We start from the raw sequence: 20,859 nt of genomic DNA, 5'->3' as shown, positions 1-20,859 counted from the left end.
CCTCTCCTCCCTTCCTGGGGGGTTGGCGCCCCCCGCGCGCCCCCTTGGTTTCGCCCCCCCCCGCGGCCGCCCCCGCGGGCCCGCCGCCCCCCCCCCCCCCCGCCGCCTGCCGAGCTCTTTCTCCGGCGGCGAGGTACTCGCGGTCGGCGCGCTCGGCGAACGCGGTTGCGCCCATGGACGTCAAGCTCTCGTGGGCGAGGTGGAGCTCGGCCCGTGCGTCGACGCGGCGACCTTGGCGACGGAGCCACTCGCCGTACACCAGTCGGGTGCGGGCGAGGTCCGTAGCCATGCTGGTGCGGGACAGGTAGTCGATGGCCTGGCGATAGAGGGCTTCTGGATCGCCGGTCAACAGGGCTCGCGAGCGGGCCTCGATACCGAGTGCCCAGTCGGTGCCGACGAGCTGGGTTCGTACCGTCAGAGCAGCCAGGGCACGGTTTCCCGCAGCGTGCTCACCCGTGCGTGACGCGGCCTCGATCAGCTCGATCGCGGCACGGCCGTAGGTCAGCAGCTCGTCGTGCTGTATGGCGTCCTGTGCTGCGGAGAGGGCGTCGCTGTAGCGGCCGAGACCGTTGTTCAAAACGGCTTCGGCGAGGGAGGCGGTTGCGAGTACGCCGCCTTGGCCACGTTGTTGTGCCGCACGGCGGGCAGTGCGGATCAACTCGACGGCGGCTTCGGCGGTGCCGCGCCACGCGGCGTGCAGGAGCGCCGCTGTGAAGCTTCGTGGTGCTTGGATTGCCGAGGTCGTCGCGTCGATCCGCGTCAGCAGGCGGGCGGCCTGGTCGAACTCCCCGCGATGTAGCAGGACCACGCACGCCTGCGTAAGTGCGGACGGCATGACCAGAAGCGAGCCGGTGCGGTGTGCGCTGTCGAGCGCAGCCGCCGACAGGGTCTGCCAGCAGTCGTCGGCCCAGAGGTCACCCGCGACGTGTGCGGCCAGCCACAGCCACTGGATGTCCTCAGCGTGCGAGGCGCGATCAAGAGCTCGGCGAAGGATCGGGTATCCGGCGGCGAAGCCTTGAGCGAACCGCTGCGTGAGGCCGTGCAGCAGCTCGCCGACGAGGCCCCTGACGATCGGGCGCGTCGGTAGCTTGTCCACAGCCGTCTCGGCTCCAGGCCCGAGCCGACCGGCCTTTGCGATGGCAAGAAGTGCCTCCAGACGGGCCTGAACGGATGGCGCGCCGGCCATGTCGACGGCCTGAGCTGTGTGTAAGAGCTCGCTCGACGCGTTGACGCTGGGGTGGGTGAAGGAGGTAAGACGGGCTTGCTGGTAGGCCAGTTGTGCTCGGGTGCGGTGGTCCTGTCGACCCAGTGCGGCGGTGATGAGCATCTGGGTCGTGCTGGTGGGGGAGCCCGCTGTCAGATGGGCGCCCGCGGCGCGCAGGGCGCGGACGGTTCGTAAGCGTGTGTCTTGGGTCAGTAGCGCCGACCGCTCGAGGAAAGCTGCTGCGGCTGGGGAGTGGGCGTGAGAGGAGAGCTGGTCGAGTTGTGCTGCGAGAACGTCGTCGGGGCCGATGGCGGCTCGGGCGAGGTGCCAGGCGCGGTGGGTAGGGGAGTCCGTCGCGGCTGCGAGGGCACGGTGGGCAGCTCTTCGTTCGGCACCGTCGGCGGAGTGATACACCGCTGTGCGCGCGTCCGGATCCGTGAACAGGACGAGGGATCCCACACTGAGGCGGCCGCTGTCCTCGAGGCGGGTGACTGCTCGTCGGTCGATACCCAGTTCGTCGATGGTGCGCCACAGCAGACCTGGGTCGCCGGTGGTGTCGGCGGCAGCGGTGATCAGCAGCATCCGCTCGTCCGGACCGAGCTCGTCCAGCCACGCCCCGCGGGTCGCCGCTGGATGACCAAAGCCGCCGGCGAACGTCGCCTCTGTTGTCGCGGCGGCCGCCGCGAGCAGCAGCCGGGGATTGCCGCCGGCTTCGGCGACGATCCGGCGCCGGGCGACGTCGTCCATCGGCAGCAGGATCGCCGCGTCGAAGACGGCAGTCGCCTCGGCGGTCGTGAGTCCGGACAGGAGCAGCGCCGGGAGGTCGGCGAACGGGTCTGAGCTCGCGGTCCGGGTGGCGACCACGACGCAGAGCGGCTGACCGGTGAGACGCCGAAACGCGAAGGCCAGGCTCGGACAGGTCTCGTCGTCGAGCCAGTGCGCGTCGTCGAGGACGATCAGCGTCGGTCGTTGCCGGACCGCTTCTTCGATCACTGCCGCGGCTGCGAGCCCGGCGAGGGCTGGGTCGACCCGGCCCTCGTGCTTGCCGAAGATCGTCTCCAACGCCGGCTGCAACGGCCCGCCGAGATCGGGCGGCCGGCCGGGTGTGCCGCCGAGCACCAGTTGCAGCCCCGCGTACGGCATCCGTCGTTCGGCCTCGACACCGCGGTAGCGCAGCACCTGCATCCCGTCGGCGGCTCGGACCGCGACTCCGAGGAGCGCGCTCTTCCCGATGCCGGCGGCCCCGCGCACCACGGTCGTCGTGCCTCGGCCCGCTCGTGCCTGCCGGACGAGGTCTTCGAGCTGAGCGATGGCTTCGGATCGGCCGACGAGTTCAGCCGGATCAGACAGATACACCCGCCGTACTCTGTCCCGGCTCCGGGCCTGCGGACCCCCGTAATCGACCCGGGTCTGTACCCGGGTGTTCACCGGACGGTGACCGGTCAGGTGAATGGTCGGCGGTCCGGGACACTGTCGCCTGGAATCGCGCGGCGGGTGGCGACGTACACTCCGCAACGTGTTGCACGATCGCCGGGACGAGAGTCGGCTGCTCAGCGGCCTCCTCGATGCTGTCCGCGCCGGTCGCAGCCGCAGTCTCGTCGTGTGCGGGGAGGCCGGTGTCGGCAAGACCGCGTTGCTCGACCACTTCGTCGGGCGAGCCACGGACTGCCGGGTGGCGTCGGTAGCAGGCGTCGAGGCCGAACAGGAGCTGGCTTTCGCGGGCTTGCATCAGATCTGCCGGCCACTGCTGGAGCGGTTCGACGTCCTCCCGGAACCGCAGCGCAACGCGCTGTCGATCGCGTTCGGACTGCGGTCCGGCCCGGCTCCTGACCCGTTCCTCATCGGTCTGGGCACGCTGAGCCTGCTGGCAGAGGCGGCGACCAAGCAGCCGCTGGTCTGCATCGTCGACGACGCGCAGTGGTTCGACACCGCGTCGCTCCGGGCGCTCACCTTCGCCGCCCGGCGGATGGTGGCCGAGCGGATCGCGATGGTGTTCGCAGCGAGGGACTGTGCCGGGGCCAGGGACTTCGACGGCATCCCGGAGCTGGCGCTCGACGGGCTCGGCGGCGACGACGCGCGCGAACTGTTGCGCTCGGTGCTGCCTGGTCCCGTGGACCGGCAGGTGCTCGATCAGATCGTCGCAGAGTCGCGGGGGATCCCGCTGGCGTTGATCGAGGCACCACGGACGCTTGGCTTGGCGCAGCTGGCCGGTGGCTTCGGTGCGCCGGGGTCGCAGCTCGTGCCGCGTTCGGTGGAGGAGACCTACGTTCGTGCGCTCGGTGAGCTGCCCGCCGACTCCCGGCGGCTGCTGGTGATCGCGGCGGCAGAGCCACTCGGCGACCCGCTGCTGACGTGGCGCGCCGCGGAGACGCTCGGCATCGGACTGTCGGCCGCCGAGCCGGCGGAGGCGTCCGGTCTGGTGCGGCTCGGGACGCGGTTCCGGTTCCGGCACTCGCTGGTTCGGTCGGCCGTCTACCGTTCGGCCGCGCCGGACGAGCTCCGTCAGGCACACGCGGCGCTCGCGTCGGTCACCGATCCAAACATCGATCCCGACCGGCGGGCCTGGCATCGCGCGCAGTCGGTGAACGGTTCGGACGAAGACATCGCCACCGAACTCGAGGAGTCGGCCGCGCGGGCCCAGAGCCGCGGCGGTCTGATCGCCGCCGCCGCATTCCTGTCGCGGGCGGCGGAGCTGAGCGGCGGGGCGTCGCGTCGTACGCGACGGGCGATCGCCGCCGCCCGGGCCTACCACCAGGCCGGGCATGCCGAGGATGCGTTGCGGCTGCTGCCGGTGGCCGAGGCGGGCCGGCCCGACGAGCGGACGCGGGCTGAGGTCGACCTGCTCCGGGCGCAGATCGCGTTCACCGCCAACCGCGGCGCCGACGCGCCACCGCTGTTGCTGCGGGCGGCACGGGAGCTGGAGGCCATCGACCCACCGACGGCTCGTGAGACGTACCTGGACGCGCTGTTCGCGGCGATGTTCGCCGACGACAACTCGTCCTCGAACAGCCTCCACGAGGTCGCCGAGGCGGCCCGCAACGCGGTCCGGCCGAGCTCTCCGAGCGCGTCCGACCTGCTCCTGGACGGCCTGGCGGTGCGCTTCACGGAAGGCTACGTGGCCGCGGTGCCGCGGCTGACCGATGCCTTGGCAGCCTTCCAGGAGTTGGAGCTGACGAGCGAGTCGATGCGGTGGTTCTGGCTCGCGCACATCGTGGCCGGCAATCTCTGGAGTGAGCAGACACTCGACAACCAGCGCCACCTCGACAAGGCGCGTGAACTCGGGGCGATGGCGACGTTGCCGCTGGCGCTCAGCGTCCGGATGGGTGCACATGTCATGACCGGGGAGCTCCGTGAGGCCGCGGCGCTGCAGACCGAGCTCGACGCAGTGAACGAGGTCACCGGCCTGCCGATGGCTCCGTACGGCGCCTTGCTGCTGGCCGCCTGGCAAGGCCAGGAGCAACGCGCCCGGAGGTTGATCGCGCAGGCGGAACTGGAGACGAAACGTCGCGGCGAGAGTTTCGGACTGATTCTGACAGGGATGGCGGCCGCGGTCCTGAACAACGGCCTGGGGCGGTACGACGAGGCGTTCACCGAGGCGGCGAATGCCGCGCAACGGCCACCGGTCATGGGTGTGGAGCCGTGGGCCGTCCTGGCCGAGCTGACGGAGGCAGCGGTCCGGTTGGGGCGTCGTACCGAGGCCGCCATCGCCTGCGAGCGGCTCGCCGAGACGACGACGGCCACGCGTACGGCCTGGGGACTCGGCGTGGAAGCGAGATGCCGGGCGCTGCTGGCTGCCGACGACGAGGCGGAAGCGCACTACCGGACCGCGATCGAGCACCTCTCGCAGACGCGGATCCACGGCGAACTCGCCCGCAGTCACCTCCTGTACGGCGAGTGGCTCCGTCGGGCGGCCCGCGTGACCGAGGCGCGGGCGGAGTTGCGGACGGCGTACGAGCAGTTCGACCGGATGGGGATGCAGGCGTTCGCCGAGCGGTCCGCCGGCGAGTTGCGGGCGGCGGGTGACTCGGTGCCGACGAACCCGGGCCCGGAGGCGCCGGACCTGCTGACCGCGCAGGAGGCACAGATCGCCCGGCTGGTGGCAGACGGCCTGTCCAACGCGGAGATCGCCGCTCGGCTCTTCCTCAGCCCGCGAACGGTCGAGTGGCACCTCGGCAAGGTGTTCGCGAAGCTCCAGCTGACGTCCCGCAGGCAGTTGCGGCATCAGCAGCTGCCCGGCGCCGGCTGAGCCCGGGGGTTGCCGGTATCGCACACCGGGGATCTGACGGACGCGACAACGGGGCAAGGTGACGGACAGTCGCTGTCGTGACCAGTGCAGAGGAAACGCAGGAGTTCGACGTCGTTGTGATCGGTGCCGGCCCGATCGGCCAGTCGCTGGCCGACCGTGCGCGAGCCGGTGGCCTGGCGGTTGCGGTCGTCGAGCGTGAGCTCGTAGGCGGCGAGTGCTCGTACTGGGCCTGCATCCCGAGCAAAGCGATGTTGCGGCCGGTGGTCGCGATCGCTGAGGCGATGGAGGTCGACGGCGCGCGTGAGGCGGTGACGGGTTCGATCGACGCCAAGGGCGTCTTCGGCCGCCGCGACCGGTACGTGACCGACTGGGACGACACCGGTCAGGCGGACTGGGTCGGCAGCATCGGTGCGACACTGGTTCGCGGCCACGGACGCCTCGACGGTCCCCGACGGGTCGCGGTGACCACAGCCGACGACCGGGTGGTGGTGCTGACGGCACGACAGGCGGTCGCGATCTGTACGGGCAGCATCGCCGCGGCGCCGGACCTCCCGGGCATCGCCGAAGCACGCCCCTGGACGAACCGGCATGCGACCGACAGCAGCGTGGTCCCGGACCGGCTGGTGGTCGTCGGCGGCGGCCCGGTCGGCGTCGAGATGGCGACCGCCTGGCACGGACTGGGCGCCGAGGTCACCCTGATCGCACGTGAGCACCGCTTGCTGACGCAGATGGAGCCGTTCGCGGGCGAGTTGGTGGCCGATGGGCTCACCGCCGAGGGCGTGACGGTCCGGACGGCATCGATCGTCGAGTCGCTACGCCGTCCGGTCGAGAGCGGGCCGGTGACGGTCGTGCTTGATGACGGCGACACAGTCGAGGCCGACGAGGTGCTGTTCGCGATCGGACGGATCCCGCTGACCGGCGACATCGGTCTGGACACGGTCGGGCTGCCGTCCGGGACCTGGCTCGACGTCGACGACACGTGCCGGGTCCGGGGGGTCGACGACGGTTGGCTGTATGCGCTCGGGGACGTGAATCACCGGGCGCTGCTCACTCACCAGGGCAAGTACCAGGCGCGGATCGCCGGCCAGGCGATCGTGGACCAGGCCTCCGGACGGCCGCTCGAGCCGGGCAGTTGGGGTCCGCACGTCACCAGCGCCGACGTTGCCGCCGTACCGCAGGTGGTCTTCACCACCCCCGAGGCGGCATCCGTCGGACGGACCGCGGCCAGGGCCGAGGCGGACGGCTTCCGGATCCGCGTGGTGGACGTCGAGATCGGTGACGTCGTGGTCGGCGCCAAGTTGTTCGCCGACGGGTACCGCGGCCACGCCCGAATGGTCGTGGACGAGGACACCCGCACCCTGCTCGGTGTCACGTTCGTCGGCCCGGGTGTGACCGAGCTCCTGCACTCCGCGACGGTGGCGGTCGCAGGTGAGGTCACGATCGACCGGTTGTGGCACGCGGTCCCGTCGTTCCCGACCATCAGCGAGGTGTGGTTGCGCCTCCTCGAGACGTACCGAGGCTGAAGGAGGAGCCGGGCATGATCGACTGGAGACAGGTGACGCCGGCGGAGGTGGAGCGCGCGATGGACGAGTACGACCGGCTGGGTGCCGAGCCGTTCTTCGCCGCGCACGGCTTCGCGCCCACGACGACGTACGGGCTGGTCCGCGACGGGCGGACGTACCCGCCGAAGGCGATCCTGGGGACGGCGTTCGAGTTCGCGACCGGAGACCGGCTGGCATCCGCCGACTTCGAGGGCGGCAAGGCGGGCGCGGTCAAGGTACTCGGACAGTTGGGCTTCACCGTTCAGCGGAAGGGGGAGCGGTGATGGAGCCGTTGAGCAACGGGCAGGTCGTCGACCCCGCGGACATCGCACGGGCAGTCACCACCGCCCCGCTACTGTACGGTGACGGGTCGCGACAGGTGTTCGAGGCGTCGGGTGCTACGACGTACACCGAGGCCAGCAGCGCAACACACGGGACGTGGTCGGTGGAGGACGGCAGGTTCTGCTCGTTCTGGCCGCCGTCCTATCGGGCCTGGTACGACCTGCGGTGGATCGTCGAGGACGGGGTCGCGGTCGGGTTGACGTTCGTCGACCAGGCGCGGGGATCGCGGTTCGACGGGCGGTACGAGGGATAGCCGGCAGGCGAAGGCCCCGGCCCGATGGGCCGGGGCCTCCCGGCGTCAGGCGGCGGGGTGCTCCTGCGCGTAGCGGATGAGCCCGGCGACGTCCTCCGGGACGAGCCGGCCGATCGCGCCGCTGGAGTAGACGCTGACAACGACCCGGCCGTCCGGGTCGAGGACGAACCCGGTGGACTGCAGGTAGACGGGGTCGGGGTTCACGAACGCCCCGGTGAGGTCGGCCACCGACGCCGCGTCGGCGCCGAAGCCGACCGGGAAGGTGAGCTTGTGCCGGGCAACCGACTCGGCCGTGGTTGCCTCGTCGTCGACCGAGAGCGCCGCTACCCGGACCCCTAGCTCGTCGAGGGTGCTCGCCGCTCGCTGGAAGGCTCGCAGTTGCGTGTTGCAGTACGGGCACCAGGAGCCCCGGTAGAACAGCATCACGCCGAATCCGCCGTCGAACAACACAGGAACGGTGACCTTCTCACCACCGGGCACGGCAAAGGTCAGGTCCGGGAACCGGTCGCCGGGATGAAGCAGGGGCATCAGCAGGTCTCCTGTCGAGTGGGCGTTGTTTCCCCTCAGTCTTCGAACCCCGGCCCCCCGGCGCTTCCGGCAGAGCCCTGGCCTGGTCCCCGGTCCGGCACCGGGCATATCTGAACTCACACTCACACCTCTGGAGGAATCGATCCGTGGAGCGCGACGACATTCTTGTGCTGGACCCGACCGGACGGCGTCGGCCGGAGGAGGAACGCGTCCTGCACGCAGCGGACGGGCCAGTACTCGTCGACATCCTGGGCGAACGGGCGTGGGCAATCGCCGACCAGCCGCTGCTGATGAGCCTGCTGACCGATGCACGGGTGTCGAAGGATCCACGGCAGCATTGGCCGCGGTTCATCGACGGCGAGATCGTGGGGAAGTGGCCGCTGTACCTGCAGGTGGCGGTCAACAACATGTTCACGGCGTACGGCGCCGATCATCGTCGACTGCGCCGTTTGGTCAGTCCCGCGTTCTCGGCACGGAGGACCGACCAGCTGCTGCCGTCGGTGCGGAGCAACACCGAGCTGCTGCTCGACGAGATCGCCAGGCGACCGGAGGAAGTCGTCGATCTGCGGGAGTCGTTCGCCGCTCAGCTGCCGGTGCGGGTGATCAGCGACCTGCTGGGAATCCCGGAAGCGATGCGGCTCGGATTCCGGACCACCATCGACAGCATCTGGAACACGACGTCCAGTTCCGACGATGCCGTGGCCAGCACGCAGCGGGTCTACACGATGCTGCATGAGCTGGTCGCCCTCAAGCGGTCGACGCCCGGGGACGATCTCACCAGCGCCCTGATCGCTGCTCGTGACGACGAGGGTGACGGGTCGGCGCTGGACGAGGAGGAGCTGATCGACACCTTGCTCCTGGTGGTCGCGGCCGGCTACGAGACGACGGTCAACCTGCTCGACTCGGCGATCTGCGCCTTGCTGGTCAACCCGGAGCAGCTCGAGCTCGTGCGGGCGGGCACGGTCGAGTGGTCCGAAGTCGTCGAGGAGACACTGCGGTACGCCGCCCCGGTCAGCCACATCCCGATGCGCTACGCGGTGACCGACATCCCGCTGCCGAACGGTACGACGATCCGCCGGGGCGAGGCGATCCTGGCGTCGTTCGGTGCCGCGAGCAACAGCCCACGGACGCACGGCGAGACCGCGGGGGAGTTCGACGTCACCCGCCCGGACAAGCGGCATGTCGCCTTCGGGTACGGCGCTCATTTCTGCCTCGGCGCCCCACTCGCCAGAGCCGAGGCGACCATCGCGCTGTCCAGGCTCTTCGATCGCTTCCCTCGCATGCGCCTGGCGGTCCCCGAATCCGACCTGCTCCCACTCCCCAGCATCATGGGCAACGGCCACCAGACACTCCCGGTACTACTGGACCCCGCTGAGTAGAGCTGCGGTCGTGGCGAGGCGCCCTCGAGGACGGGGATTACGGATGGCTCACCGCTCGCGTACGGGGGTGCGGCAGTGGTTCGGGCGTGCGAGGGTGGAGGGATGGTGATTGGTTTGTGGGGCGGGGATCGTGAGGTGTTGCGGGGACTGTTCCGGGATGCGGATGACTCCGCGGCGGAGGTCGATCGCTACCTGACGTCGGGGGAGGTTTTTGTTGCTGAGGACAACGGGTTGGTGGTCGGGCATCTGCAGGTCGTGGATGCTGACGGGGCGGTTGAGTTGAAGAGTATGGCGGTGCTGGCGGAGCGGCGGGGGACCGGTGTTGGCCGGGCGTTGGTGGAGGCTGCTGTGGAGCACTGCCGGCGGGGTGGGGTTTCTCGGATGGTGGTTGCCACCGCCACGGCGGATGTGGGGAATCTGCGGTTCTATCAGCGGTTGGGGTTCCGGATGCTTCGGGTTGAGCGGGATGCCTTCACTGCCGCGTCCGGGTACCCGGACGGGATCGTCATCGACGGCGTCCCGTTGCGAGACCGGATCTGGCTTGATCGGGAACTCGTGGTGGATGCGTCATGAGTGAACGGCTTTTCTGCGACCTCGACCTCGCGGAGCGGATCGAGCGGGTGGAGGCCGGGTTGATCGAGGCCAGCGCTCGCGCCGCTCATCGTCGGCTTGGCGACGGTCGGGGGTTCGTGATCCCGGTGGGCGGCGGCCTCGCGAGCTTCGCGGATGACGACTCGCCGTACAACAAGGTCGTCGGGCTCGGTTTCGGCGGTGTCCCTGCTGAGCGGGAGCTGGACGAGATCGAGCGGGCGTACGCTCGGGTCGGCGCGCCGGTGCAGGTCGAACTCGCGCATCTCGGCGACCCGGAGATCGGCATCCTTCTCAGCCGTCGCGGGTACCAGCTGGAATCGTTCGAGAATGTGCTCGGCCTCGCGATCGGGCAGCGGTACGACGTGGTCGTGCCGGACGGGATCACGATCCGGGTGAGTGGTGACGACGAGCTCGAACAGTGGCTGGACGTGATGGCTGACGCGGTCGCCGCACCGGATACGCAGGGCGTTCCGTGGCGGGAGGAGTTTCCGCGCGAGACCTACATCGAGGCGGAACGAGACGCGGCCGCGGCGGATATCACTCGGTACGTCGCGTTGCGGGACGGTGAGATCGCGGGCGGGGCCGGCCTGCGTACTGTGGCGGGCATCGCTCAGTTCGCCGGCGCCGCCACACTTCCGGCTCACCGACGACGCGGTATCCAGACAGCGTTCTTGACGACCCGCCTCGCCGACGCCGCTGCTGCGGGCTGCGACGTCGGCGTCATCACCACGCAACCGGCGTCCAAGTCCCAGCAAAACGCCCAACGCAGCGGCTTCGACCTCCTCTACACCCGAGCGGTTCTCGTCAAACACCCCTGAGCCGCGACGGCTTGTCACCCGCGACTGGCCGGCGGCACCTGCGTGCTTCGACGCCTGCAGCCCGAACAGCATGGATCACCAGGCATGTGTCTGACGTGGCCAGTCGGTCGGCGGGCGGCTGAGTGGACCGACCGGTCAGCCTGTCGCCGAGGCGGTCGACGAGTCCGACTCCCGGGCCGACGAGTCTGTGGAACAGTTCGGTGTTCGGGGCGCCGGGGTTGTGACGCTGGACCTCTTTGACGCAGCGCGCCAAGAACGGCCGGAACGACGTACGGGTGAGGCAGCCGGGCGGCTCGCGTCGCGGATCGTCAACGCCATCTGCGCACTGTGGCGACAGCGAAACTCACCACGGCCACGGCTGGAACGCGCCCAGCTCGTCGTCATGCAACACGTAGCCTGCGACTCAGATCAAGCCGTCGAGTACGGCACCGTCGGGCAGCCCTCGCCGACGGCCGGGGAGTCGAGCGCACCACTTTCGCCGGCCGCAAGGTATCTGGGGAACCGAGCGGTCAATTCCTTGCGCTGCCGCGACGAGATCCGCGCCTTGTTGGAGCGTCGGAGGATGGCCGCTCGGCTTGTTGGCTGAACAGTTTGGTGTATCGCCCCTGATGTCCTTCGTAGGGCGCTCCGAACTGCGCGCCGCGCATCCGGGCGCTGGTGAGCGTGGAGCTGCCCGATGCCGCTGGGGCGACGTCCAGAGGCCCGGGGGCGTGGGCTTCGCGGCGATAGCGGTAGGAGTTGTGTTCGGCCACGCTGCCGTCTGGGTTGGTGACGATGTGGTCGACGCCGTACCACTGCGCGACAGTTGCACCCTGGGAGACTTGCCGGTCCCGGCCGCCGCCGGCGGCGAACGGTTCGGGGCTGTTGCGCCAGCGGGTCTTCCAGATGCCGTTGTCGCAGTAGGTCTCGATGTCGTCAACGGGGGCCATTGTGTTTTCCTCCTGATGCCGGCGGTTCCCAGCGCACTGGGCCGACTCGGATCGCCGGATCGACCCGGATCGGTGCGGCGGCTCCGGAGTTCCGTGGCCGCGGCGAAGGTGCGCCGGTCGAGGACGGACTGGGTGCAGTGGCGTGGTGGACTACGGCCCGGTCGTAGGCGGCGCGGCGGATCGGGTCGCGCAGGGTGGCGTATGCGTTGAGGAGCTCCTGCAGGCGCCGGTCGGCGTCAACGGCGGCCTCGGCGTCGTTGTTGGGCTCTGCTGTGCGGGTGTCGGGGTGCAGCCCGCGGACGAGTCCGCGGAAGGCGTGGTCGAGGTCGTCGTCGGAGGCCTCGACGGTGACGCCGAGGATCGCGTACGGGTCGAGTGGCGGCGCGGTCATGGCAGATATCCATCAGGCGTGTCGGGGTCGACGATGCAGACGGCGGGGGCCGGGCGGGCCTTGGGGGCGTGGATGGTGAGTACGCCGTTGGTCAGGGTGGCGGTGATGTTGTTGCCCTGCACCGGCTCGGGAAGTCTGATGGTGTGACATACCGGCCCTGTGTACCGGGTGTGCCGGCGCAGCGTCCCGGCGTGGACGTGGGCGGGGATCCGGCCCCGCACGACGAGATGCCGGCCGTTGCACTGCACGGTCACCTGGCGCGCGGCGGCGCCGGGCAGGTCGAGCTCGATGATGAACGCGTCGGTGGTTTCCTCGACATCGACCGCCGATGGCGGTCCGTTGCTGGTCGATGCCACGGCGGTGAGATGACGCAGGCCGCGGCGGGTGCGGTGGTGGATGTCGTCGAGGTGAGCGAACGGGTCGGCCGGCAGCCACCGCACGGCCGGCGGCTGCCGGACGGCGCCGAGGGTCATATCGCTCACCTCTTCGTCAGGGTCGTTGTTCGGTGGTTCGGGTGGAACCACTGGGTGGTGCGGCGGCCCGCAATGGTGTCGTCCTGGGAAGGACAAGGCGGCGGGGTCGAATGCCGCCGCGCGATGAGGGTGTGTCAGCGCGGGCGGCCGCACCACCAGATCGGGTCAAAGAGCAGGTTCGATTGGGGTACCACCTCCCTGAATCTCTCGTTGCGGCTCCATCGGGGATCGTCAGGGCAGGGCGGTCATCGCCTCCGCCGGCGCGGGGGACCGCGCTGCCTGCTCTGGGGTCTCCGCGCCGGGACGCTGCCGGTCAGTCGGTACCGATGCCATGACGGCCACCGGCGTGGTGGCCGCCTGGCCCACCCGCCGCCGGGCGGCGAGAGCTTGCGGCGCGGAGGCTCGGACGGCGACTCCCAGCAGGCAGCGATCAGCGCGTCGAACTCGGCACGCATCAGATCGTCATCGTCCAGGACGAGGTCGACGAAGACCTCGGCCTCGGCGAGGATCTGCTGCTGGTTGGTCGCCGTCATCGATCTCACCTCATCGACAACTCGTCGCACGTCACCGGGACTGGTGCGTGGCGTGGGTCGCCCCGGGTCAGGCGTCGATCTGCTTGCGGTCGTCGCTGTCCGCGGCACTGATCGCGATCTTGCGCGGCTTGGCCTTCTCGGTGATCGGGATCTTGAGCGTCAGCACGCCGGCTTCGTAGCTCGCCTCGATGCGGTCGGCGTCGAGGGTGTCGCCCAGGAACAGTTGCCGGGAGAACACCCCGAGCGGACGCTCGGCGACCTGCATCTCGACGCCGTCGCCGAGCTCGAGCGGCCGGCGTTCGGCCTTCACCGTGAGTACGTTGCGCTCCACGTCCAGGTCGATCGCGTCCGGTGAGATCCCGGGCAGATCGAACGACACGACGTACTGGTCGCCGGCACGGTAGGCGTCCATCGGCATCGGGGTCGGCCGCGACCACGTGCCCGGCGCCTGGCTACCGAAGAACTGCTGGGCGAACCGGTCCAATTCCCGGAACGGGTCGGTGCGCATCAACATCGTCCTACACCTCCTGAAAGTGCTGATCCAACAGTGGTGTCAATACGCACCTTCGTTGTAGCACGTCATCGGAACGATGACAAGCAGAAGCGTCAGCGGATCGCTGACATCATGGAGGCAGAAGGAGGTGGACGTGGCAGGCAACGCTTGCGACAGGCCGGAGGCCGCGGAGGCCGCGGAGGCCGCGGAGGCCGCAGAGGCCGCGGCGTCGGCCGCGATCGCGGCCGACGAGGAAACCGTCCACCAGGTCGCGCAAGGCAGCCCGTCGCCCGGGCGGGCTGAGTCCGCCTCCAGTCGGACGACGTACTGGAGGCGCTGGCCGGCCTGCGGGCCGTGCAGGACCGGCTCGCCGCATGGGAGCCGCTGCTCATCGGCGCTGCCCGCGCTCGCGGGGTCAGCTGGGCCGCGATCGCGCCCGCGCTAGGCGTCGCCAGCCGCCAGGCCGCCGAGCGCCGCTACCTGCGACTCGACCCCCACGCCACGGACCCCGTCGGCATGACCGGCGAAGAACGCGTCCAGGCAGCCCGCGACCGCCGCGCCGGCGACCGCGCCGCCAACCAATGGGCACGCACCAACGCGCCCCGACTGCGCCGACTGCGCCGACTGGCCGCCCAGATCACCGCACGCGACGGCCTTGACCCCAGCACCCAGCAAGCCGTCGACCGCGTCCTCCACGCCCCCGGCGACAACGACACCGCAACCCTGCTGACACCCCTGGCCGACGCCGGAGACAGACTCCAGCACACCCACCCCACACTGGCCGAACAGACCGCCGACATCACCACGACCACCAACCGGCTACGAGCCACCCCAGCTGAATGACGGGAGTCGGCGGGCGGTGGAGCTGCTGACCGGGGTGCGGTGGCACATGATCCGTCGCGCCCGGGAGGAAGGCTCCAGCTGAAGCAGGTCGCCAGCACTCGGCGACAACCCGCACGACTGATGGAACCGGCCCTCGCCGTTGGCTGGCAGGCATGTGTGGTCGTATGCGATCAGCTGCGCGGCGAGTCAGACCGAGGACGTGGGCCGCTCAACGGGTTTCTCGAGAGTCGGCACGCGCGTGTCGGCCGGAAGACCACGCCGGCGCGGGTGGTGAGAAACGATCGATGCCCCCGACCGCCCTTCGGCCGTGTCGGTCCCGGCATGATGGCGGGATGGAGCTGATCGAGCGGATCGAACGGGCCGAGACGGAGTTGGTCTGGAGTTTCGGTGACATCCCCGGACCCGGCCCGTCTCTGCTGGGGCTGACGCGCCGCCGGTTCGGCTCGGTCGTGGCTCTGGCGGCGCCACGGGACACCTTGTCGTTCTGGTCCCAGGCGTCCGGGTTAGGCCTGGACGGGCCGGTGACCTCGGCGGTGATCGGCGAGGTCCTGGATTATCTGAAGGCGGCCGGTTGTACGACGGCCGGCCTCAGCATCGCCCCGAGTGCGCTTCCGCCGGATTGGGACGCCATCGCCACGTCGTACGGAATCACCGCCGGACAGACCACGGTCCAGGTCGCGCGCGCAGCCGGGCCCATCGAGCAGGCACCGTCCGACTTCCGCATCGAGCCGGTCGGGCCGCAATACGCCGATGTCTGGGCACAGCTGCAAGTGGACGCGTACGAGATGCGCGACGACGGTTTCCGCGCCATGCTCGCGGCGTACCCAGACTGGCCCGGCGTCACGGCGTACGCCGCCTGGCACGGCGACACGATGGTTGCCACCGGTTCCCTGCATGTCGTGGACGGCGTTGGCCGGCTGCGCAGCGGCGCGACCCACCCGGCATTCCGGGGGAGAGGCGCGCAGTCGGCGCTGCTCACCCGCCGGATCGCCGACGCCTTCGCGCAAGGCTGCGACCTGGTGACCACGGGCTCCTACAAGCCGGAGCCAGGCAGGCACAACCCGTCGCTGGCCAACATGCTGCGGCTGGGCTTCGAGGCCCTGACAGATCGCACACCGCAGATCTGGCACCAAGCCGTCCCGTGTGGAGGCACCTCCGACCGGGGAGGGAGATCGCCGAAGTAGCTCCGAGAAGAGATGAGGCGCACGGGGCAACAGCACGGCCCTTGTCGGAGCGCCACGGTCCGGTCGACCTCACAAGGCCAGGTCGTGACGGTGGTTCCACGCGTGCCAGGAGATGTCTGCGATGAGGCGCTGTGCTTCTTGCTCGGAGGCGTCGGAGGTGGTGCAGACAACGATGCAATAAGGCTCGGCGTCCGGAGGGTAGACGATGCCGCCGTCGTGCAAGCTGCGTCCGGCCCAGCCGTTCTTGTGCTCGACCCGGGTTCCGGCGGGGAGCCGGGCGGGGATCTCGTCGTTCCACTGGTTGGCGGAGAGCAGGTCGCGCAGGTACGAGCCCGATGCGCCGGCTTGGTTGCCTACCGCTCTCAAGGCGGCGGCCAACCCGGCCGGGCTGATGTCGTTGGTGATTCCGGCGGCTCGTGCGGCGGCGTCGTCGATCCCACGCCGGATCGCGCCCGCTCGGTCGCCGAACTGCCCGAGAGCCGCGTGCGCGCGGTCGACGCCGACCACCTCCAGCACGAGATTCGTCGCCAGATTGCTGGACACCGTGATCATCTCGCTGACGAGCCAGGCGAGTGAGACCTCGGATCCCAGCTGTGTCCAGGTGGCCGGTGCGTCGTCGTCCTCGCGGTCCACCCGGAACCTTCCGCCGACCTGCGACTCGAAGTCGTCGTGGACCTCCAGCAGCTGGTCGAGGGACAGGTCGCCCGCCTCCACCTGGCGCATCACCGCCATTGCCAGCGGCAACTTCATTGTGCTGGCCGCATAATGCAGCTCCGCCGCCCGGTGCTCGAACACCGCCGCTCCGTCGAGCCGCCCGATCCACACGCCGACATCGTCGGGTCCGAAGCTGCGAATCCGTTCCGCGATCTCCATGGCGCGCACTTTCTCATACTCGCCCAGGTCAACAGGCACAGCCGGCACTGAACGACCAGCTTTCGAACGCCTGAACCGGGCCGATCACCAGGACCCGGACGCCGGTCTCGATCCGCGGCTGGTGGCGGCTGCCGGCCCGGTAGGCGAGAGACAGACGAGGCTCGCCGAGCAGCAGAGCTCGTGTCGGTGCCTGTTGCTCCCTCAGTACGGCAACTCTTGGGCGAGCTAGCCGCTCGCTGCGTCACTGCCTACTAGGAGGCGCAAACAGAGGCCAGCGCTGCGCTCGAGCCGTTGTGATCTGGAACCGCAGTGGTGGACGCGGACCGGGCCGGAGCGTTCCACCACTGCGGGAGTCGGTGCGCTCAGATGTCGAGCGGCCGGAGGACGAGGGTGATGCCGTGGGCGATCTGCTTGTTGCCCTTGTTGATGTCCAGCGCGCAACGGTTCAGTCGCGGGTTGCGGTCGTTGGGGTCGGCATCAATCAGCCGAACGATGCGGAAGCGTTTGCTGATCACGTCGACCTTGACGGCGCCACCGGGTAGAGCCGTCTTCAGGGTGGCGCCGTCGGACTTCAGTGCCATACGGCTGTCGATCGTCGCGCTGGGGATCACGTGGTAGAGGAGTACGGCCTCGATGGTGTCGACACCGAGCAGGCCGGCCAGACGTGAGAACAACGCGCTCTCCGAGCGGTACCACGTGCCGGTCAGGTCGTGAGCGAGGATGCGGAAGGCCCTGTCGCTCGGCAGGAACGCCGTCAGCGCGACATTTCCGTCGGCGAGCACCTTGACCGCACTGTTCGGCTTCGCGGCCAGTACCGCGCCGACAGCGTTGGTCAGCACGTCGTATTCGTTCCAGTTGCTGTCGAAGGTGTCACCGTCCGCGGCCAGCACTGTGGCCAGACTGCGATTCCCCGCCTGGCGATGGGCGGATGCCTGGGTCGTGGTCGCGACTGCGCTCGTGACCACGACGGCGGACGCGACGAAGCCTGTGGCCAGAGTACGAATCAGGCGTCGTGAGATGGTGAGCATTTGGGGCATCCTTTACGCTCAGCACGGCCGCGCCCTCGCGGCCGCTGTTACCGGTACTTCCCGCTGACTGCGCTCGACGGATGCACGGCAGACGACGCTACGTGGCAGGAAGACATGGGTACTGTGTGTATCGATTACGCATAAGTTCGAGTCGACAGCTCCCGGGCCTGCCGGTGTTCAGGCGAGATGGCCAGCCTGCCGGCGGCCATAGTAATCAAGGTGCCTGTCGAGGTGTTGCTTCGAATGGCGATCGGGCATGGCTTTCCAGGGTCGCGAATCATGGGCAGGCGGTCATGCCGTACAAGAACTGATCGAAGATGAGCGAGACGATGTAAGTCTTCGATCGCCGAGAAAATGAAGTCATCGACTTTGATGAGGTCATTGCAGTTATAGGTGTTGGTCTTGCATAGGTGACGTCTCGGTTTCGTTCTATGGGCGATCGGTGATGCCGAGGCTTACGCGGCTGCGATGCGCTAAGTGGGCCGGGTCGCAATTCTGCACCGGCGCCACCTGCCGCTGTCGGGCTCGACCAGCCCGGGGCACGTCCGCCCGTTCTGAGGTCGAGAAACTGCTTCGCGATGAACGCGCGGTCGTGTGGTGGGCTGCGGAGCGTGTTGTTTGCAAGTTCGATCGGCTCGGCTTCGGGCCGGTGGCTGACGGGACCTTGCAACAAGCTGCAAGAGGGTTGCCCTCGGTGGGTTTTGAACGATACATATCTGTCTGACCTTCGCCGGTGTTGCTCGGGGTGCGCCGGATCCGCCCGATCATGGAGTGTTGATGCGTCGCGCCCGTCTGCTGCTGACGTCTGCCCTTGTCCTGTCCTTGCCCTTCAGCGTGGTTGTCCCTGCGGCTGCTGCACCACAGTGGTCCGCGCAGGTGGACGTCGCCCCGGCGGCGCCGACCGCCGTACAGACTTTCCCGGTCCTCGGCGGCCTCGGTGTCGCGTGGGCTGCGCCTGTCGATGGTGGTGTGCCTGACGGATATGTTGTGCAGTCGCTTCGCACCAATGGCGCGTGGGCTGATGCGTCGAAGCAGTTGCCCGCCGGTACGACGAGTTGGGTCGACTCGCGTGTCAAGGCAGGCGCCAGCGCGACGTACCGCGTGATCGCCGTGAACGCCGACGGCGAGAGTCAGCCGAGCGCGACCGCAACAGGCACCAGGCCGGCGACGGACCCGGCGGTCGGCGCGAGCGACGTACTGACCGTCGACGCCGACCCGGGCGGCTCATCGACCTGGCTCACGGACGAGGTTTCTGCCCAGGTCACGGACGTGTCGGCCGGCGGCTCGCGGACATTGTCGGCAGGCGACATCAAAATCACTTTGCCCCGGCTTCTGTCCGGCGTGGGCGCCGTTGCTCTTGGTACGAACGGTTCGACGTTCGTTCTCAAGCAGCACGACGCCGAGTGTGCGCTCAACGGGACGTTGGATGTCACGGAGGTCGCGTACTCCGCCGATCTGCAGGTCGCGACCCTGAGTGCGACGTACGAGGGTTCTTGCGCCGGCGCGTCGTCGGTCTTCGGCGAGATCCGCGTGAAAAGCACGAAGCCGTACGCGGCGATCGCTGTCGACACGCCGCGGGTGGATTTCGGCAAGGTCTTCGCCGGTACGCAGCGGCCCGGCAAGCAAGCGACGTTGACCAACCTGGGGACGACTGACCTGATCCTTTCCGTGCAGCCGCTGAAGGGTGGGTTCGGCTGGCAGCTGGGCAACGCTGGGTGCGGTGGCATCGTCCGGCCAGGCGTCAGCTGTGTGGTCGGCATGAGCCTCACTGCGACCAGCGCCGGCGAGTACGCACAGAGTGTCGAGATCCTCGACGGCACCTCGCGAGGTGTGCGTCACCTTCATTTCAGTGCCAGCGTTTATGACCGGCCCGGCGCGCCCGGCAAGGTCACGGCGACTGCGACCTACAGCGGCGTGGATCTTTCGTGGACGCCGGGATCATGGGGCAACGCCACGCCGGTCGGATTCGTCATCCGGCGGACGCTCGGCGGCATCGACACCACGTTCAACATCGCGCCGGACCAGACACACTGGACCGAGCCGTGGACCGCGGCGTCCGGTCCGGTGACGTACCAAATGTGGGCTGTCAACGAGTTCGAGCCGAGCTTGGAAACCGAGCGCGTGTCGCCGATGAGGGCGAGGGGGCAGGTCGCCGCCCTCTACCGGCGGCCGAACGAGCCGGTCGTGCTCGGGAGTCTCGCAGTGCCGAAGGCCACTCAGATCGTGCCGGTCGAGAACGCGCCGACGGACGCCACCGAGGTGACGAGCGGGCCGAACGGCATCGACATCGCCTACGTGCTGGGCGACAACCTGTGGGTTCGTCAGCAGGGCGCCGACAGGCTTGTCCGGTCCGCGGCCGGGATGGCGCATCCGGCATGGTCGCCGGACGGCACGCGGATCGCGTTCAATACGACGGGCAGCGATTCGTCCGCCTGTGTTGACATCCTGACATTGTCCGACTCGTCGGTGGTCAGGGTGGGCTGCAACCTCGATCATCCGATCTGGCACCCCGACAACCACTCCCTCATCGTCCAGGACGAGAGCCTGGCAGGGGCGCCGCTGACCCATGTCGCGGCAGCGGAGCAGGGAGCACGGATCGCCACTCTCGAGGGTTCTGAGGGTGCTACGCGAGCTGTGCTGTCACCGACTGGGAACGTACTGGCGTACGCGCCTGCGGGTACGCGCGGACTGGTCGTGTTCCTGCCGCCCGACGGCGGAACGGCCACGGTGGCCGACCTCGGCTTCGTCGAGGGACAGACCATCGAGGATCTCGAGTGGGACACCGTCGGTCGCCAGCTCGCCGTTCTGACCAGGTCCGGGGACCGCGACATCATCGAGTCTTTCGACGCCGGTGATTTTCTCGGTGGTGGTGGGCTCAGCTTCAGTGCCCCCGTGTACAACTCGACGGCCGAACGCATCGTCGACCTCACGTGGCAAGGACACAACGTCGTCATCGCGGACGTCCCGGCGATGAGCGGTCCGGATGTGTCGATACCGTTCGACACCTCCGCCGTGAGTGGCGATGGCACCCAGTGCATCCTGGACGGCGAGTTCCTCGGCACCTGTACGTCACCGTTCACCGCGAGCGGGTTGTCGAGCGGCCGGCACACGCTCCAGATCCAGCCCAACATCGTGGGCGGCTATTTCGCCACGGCCACTCGCACGTTCACTGTCCAATAGCAGGGCAACCGCGAACATGCCGAGCGCGCC

Annotated in this window: 19 protein-coding genes; 10 read left to right on the top strand and 9 right to left on the bottom strand. The window is 69.1% G+C overall.

The features are described from left to right. On the bottom strand, positions 1–2,560 hold a 2,560-nt coding region (locus ABZW60_RS20635; RefSeq protein ID WP_355479040.1), incomplete at its 3' end, for an ATP-binding protein. Positions 2,561–2,720: 160 nt separating this feature from the next. On the opposite strand from ABZW60_RS20635, the gene ABZW60_RS20630 reads away from it, so the two are divergent. The 4 genes from ABZW60_RS20630 (at position 2,721) to ABZW60_RS20615 (ending at position 7,586) form a co-directional block, all read left to right on the top strand. After that, complete coding sequence (locus tag ABZW60_RS20630; protein WP_355479038.1) at positions 2,721–5,450, top strand: AAA family ATPase; 2,730 nt, start codon at positions 2,721–2,723, stop codon at positions 5,448–5,450. 77 nt (positions 5,451–5,527) lie between these two features. Then, complete coding sequence (locus tag ABZW60_RS20625) at positions 5,528–6,973, top strand: NAD(P)/FAD-dependent oxidoreductase (protein ID WP_355479036.1); 1,446 nt, start codon at positions 5,528–5,530, stop codon at positions 6,971–6,973. A gap of 14 nt (positions 6,974–6,987) precedes the next feature. Then, positions 6,988–7,275, top strand: a complete 288-nt coding sequence (locus ABZW60_RS20620) for a hypothetical protein (RefSeq protein WP_355479035.1) — start codon at positions 6,988–6,990, stop codon at positions 7,273–7,275. Next, complete coding sequence (locus tag ABZW60_RS20615) at positions 7,275–7,586, top strand: hypothetical protein (RefSeq protein ID WP_355479033.1); 312 nt, start codon at positions 7,275–7,277, stop codon at positions 7,584–7,586. Before ABZW60_RS20620 ends, ABZW60_RS20615 begins: the two co-directional genes overlap by 1 nt. A 45-nt stretch (positions 7,587–7,631) precedes the next feature. Here ABZW60_RS20615 and ABZW60_RS20610 read toward each other — a convergent pair whose 3' ends face one another. Further along, on the bottom strand, positions 7,632–8,114 hold the full coding sequence (locus ABZW60_RS20610; RefSeq protein ID WP_355479031.1) for a peroxiredoxin family protein: 483 nt from the start codon (positions 8,112–8,114) through the stop codon (positions 7,632–7,634). Positions 8,115–8,260: 146 nt separating this feature from the next. On the opposite strand from ABZW60_RS20610, the gene ABZW60_RS20605 reads away from it, so the two are divergent. From ABZW60_RS20605 to ABZW60_RS20595, 3 genes are all read left to right on the top strand, one after another. After that, the gene (locus ABZW60_RS20605) at positions 8,261–9,493 is read left to right on the top strand and encodes a cytochrome P450 (protein WP_355479029.1); all 1,233 of its coding nucleotides are present in this window, start codon (positions 8,261–8,263) and stop codon (positions 9,491–9,493) included. Between the two features lie 102 nt (positions 9,494–9,595). Continuing rightward, on the top strand, positions 9,596–10,066 hold the full coding sequence (locus ABZW60_RS20600) for a GNAT family N-acetyltransferase (protein WP_355479027.1): 471 nt from the start codon (positions 9,596–9,598) through the stop codon (positions 10,064–10,066). Next, positions 10,063–10,902 (top strand): GNAT family N-acetyltransferase, encoded by an 840-nt coding sequence (locus ABZW60_RS20595; RefSeq protein WP_355479025.1) that lies wholly within the window; start codon positions 10,063–10,065, stop codon positions 10,900–10,902. The genes ABZW60_RS20600 and ABZW60_RS20595 overlap by 4 nt, the downstream gene beginning before the upstream one ends. 509 nt (positions 10,903–11,411) lie before the next feature. On the opposite strand, the gene ABZW60_RS20590 is transcribed toward ABZW60_RS20595, so the two are convergent. From ABZW60_RS20590 to ABZW60_RS20570, 5 genes are all read right to left on the bottom strand, one after another. Further along, positions 11,412–11,831 (bottom strand): hypothetical protein, encoded by a 420-nt coding sequence (locus ABZW60_RS20590; RefSeq protein WP_355479023.1) that lies wholly within the window; start codon positions 11,829–11,831, stop codon positions 11,412–11,414. Beyond that, positions 11,818–12,222 carry a J domain-containing protein gene (locus tag ABZW60_RS20585; protein WP_355479021.1) on the bottom strand — a complete coding sequence of 135 codons (405 nt, stop codon included), beginning with the start codon at positions 12,220–12,222 and terminating at the stop codon, positions 11,818–11,820. The genes ABZW60_RS20590 and ABZW60_RS20585 overlap by 14 nt, the downstream gene beginning before the upstream one ends. Continuing rightward, entirely contained in the window at positions 12,219–12,695 is a 477-nt protein-coding gene (locus ABZW60_RS20580; protein WP_355479019.1) for an Hsp20/alpha crystallin family protein, read from the bottom strand. Before ABZW60_RS20580 ends, ABZW60_RS20585 begins: the two co-directional genes overlap by 4 nt. Positions 12,696–12,940: 245 nt before the next feature. Continuing rightward, the gene (locus ABZW60_RS20575; protein WP_355479018.1) at positions 12,941–13,228 is read right to left on the bottom strand and encodes a hypothetical protein; all 288 of its coding nucleotides are present in this window, start codon (positions 13,226–13,228) and stop codon (positions 12,941–12,943) included. A 67-nt stretch (positions 13,229–13,295) separates the two neighbouring features. After that, positions 13,296–13,742, bottom strand: a complete 447-nt coding sequence (locus ABZW60_RS20570; RefSeq protein ID WP_355479016.1) for an Hsp20/alpha crystallin family protein — start codon at positions 13,740–13,742, stop codon at positions 13,296–13,298. A 333-nt stretch (positions 13,743–14,075) separates the two neighbouring features. Here ABZW60_RS20570 and ABZW60_RS20565 point away from each other — a divergent pair, with 333 nt between their 5' ends. Both ABZW60_RS20565 and ABZW60_RS20560 read left to right on the top strand, forming a co-directional pair. Beyond that, entirely contained in the window at positions 14,076–14,564 is a 489-nt protein-coding gene (locus ABZW60_RS20565) for a hypothetical protein (protein ID WP_355479015.1), read from the top strand. Positions 14,565–14,896: 332 nt separating this feature from the next. Next, positions 14,897–15,748 carry a GNAT family N-acetyltransferase gene (locus tag ABZW60_RS20560; RefSeq protein ID WP_355479013.1) on the top strand — a complete coding sequence of 284 codons (852 nt, stop codon included), beginning with the start codon at positions 14,897–14,899 and terminating at the stop codon, positions 15,746–15,748. A 69-nt stretch (positions 15,749–15,817) separates the two neighbouring features. On the opposite strand, the gene ABZW60_RS20555 is transcribed toward ABZW60_RS20560, so the two are convergent. Together ABZW60_RS20555 and ABZW60_RS20550 are read right to left on the bottom strand one after the other, a co-directional pair. Then, positions 15,818–16,660 carry a serine hydrolase gene (locus ABZW60_RS20555; protein ID WP_355479011.1) on the bottom strand — a complete coding sequence of 281 codons (843 nt, stop codon included), beginning with the start codon at positions 16,658–16,660 and terminating at the stop codon, positions 15,818–15,820. A gap of 323 nt (positions 16,661–16,983) precedes the next feature. After that, complete coding sequence (locus ABZW60_RS20550; protein WP_355479009.1) at positions 16,984–17,649, bottom strand: fasciclin domain-containing protein; 666 nt, start codon at positions 17,647–17,649, stop codon at positions 16,984–16,986. Positions 17,650–18,636: 987 nt separating this feature from the next. Here ABZW60_RS20550 and ABZW60_RS20545 point away from each other — a divergent pair. After that, the gene (locus tag ABZW60_RS20545; RefSeq protein WP_355479007.1) at positions 18,637–20,829 is read left to right on the top strand and encodes a hypothetical protein; all 2,193 of its coding nucleotides are present in this window, start codon (positions 18,637–18,639) and stop codon (positions 20,827–20,829) included. The last annotated feature ends 30 nt before the right edge of the window (positions 20,830–20,859 follow it).

The sequence above is a fragment of the Kribbella sp. NPDC003557 genome (assembly GCF_040610805.1).
Taxonomy (GTDB): domain Bacteria; phylum Actinomycetota; class Actinomycetes; order Propionibacteriales; family Kribbellaceae; genus Kribbella.
This window is presented reverse-complemented; position numbering and strand designations above follow the sequence as displayed.

Excerpts from the sequence above, each read along its gene's own strand:
- ABZW60_RS20620 (WP_355479035.1), top strand. The coding sequence starts at position 6,988 with ATGATCGACTGGAGACAGGTGACGCCGGCGGAGGTGGAGCGCGCGATG.
- ABZW60_RS20615 (WP_355479033.1), top strand. The coding sequence starts at position 7,275 with ATGGAGCCGTTGAGCAACGGGCAGGTCGTCGACCCCGCGGACATCGCA.
- ABZW60_RS20610 (WP_355479031.1), bottom strand. The coding sequence starts at position 8,114 with ATGCCCCTGCTTCATCCCGGCGACCGGTTCCCGGACCTGACCTTTGCC.
- ABZW60_RS20600 (WP_355479027.1), top strand. The coding sequence starts at position 9,596 with ATGGTGATTGGTTTGTGGGGCGGGGATCGTGAGGTGTTGCGGGGACTG.
- ABZW60_RS20595 (WP_355479025.1), top strand. The coding sequence starts at position 10,063 with ATGAGTGAACGGCTTTTCTGCGACCTCGACCTCGCGGAGCGGATCGAG.
- ABZW60_RS20590 (WP_355479023.1), bottom strand. The coding sequence starts at position 11,831 with ATGGCCCCCGTTGACGACATCGAGACCTACTGCGACAACGGCATCTGG.
- ABZW60_RS20585 (WP_355479021.1), bottom strand. The coding sequence starts at position 12,222 with ATGACCGCGCCGCCACTCGACCCGTACGCGATCCTCGGCGTCACCGTC.
- ABZW60_RS20580 (WP_355479019.1), bottom strand. The coding sequence starts at position 12,695 with ATGACCCTCGGCGCCGTCCGGCAGCCGCCGGCCGTGCGGTGGCTGCCG.
- ABZW60_RS20575 (WP_355479018.1), bottom strand. The coding sequence starts at position 13,228 with ATGACGGCGACCAACCAGCAGCAGATCCTCGCCGAGGCCGAGGTCTTC.
- ABZW60_RS20570 (WP_355479016.1), bottom strand. The coding sequence starts at position 13,742 with ATGTTGATGCGCACCGACCCGTTCCGGGAATTGGACCGGTTCGCCCAG.
- ABZW60_RS20560 (WP_355479013.1), top strand. The coding sequence starts at position 14,897 with ATGGAGCTGATCGAGCGGATCGAACGGGCCGAGACGGAGTTGGTCTGG.
- ABZW60_RS20550 (WP_355479009.1), bottom strand. The coding sequence starts at position 17,649 with ATGCTCACCATCTCACGACGCCTGATTCGTACTCTGGCCACAGGCTTC.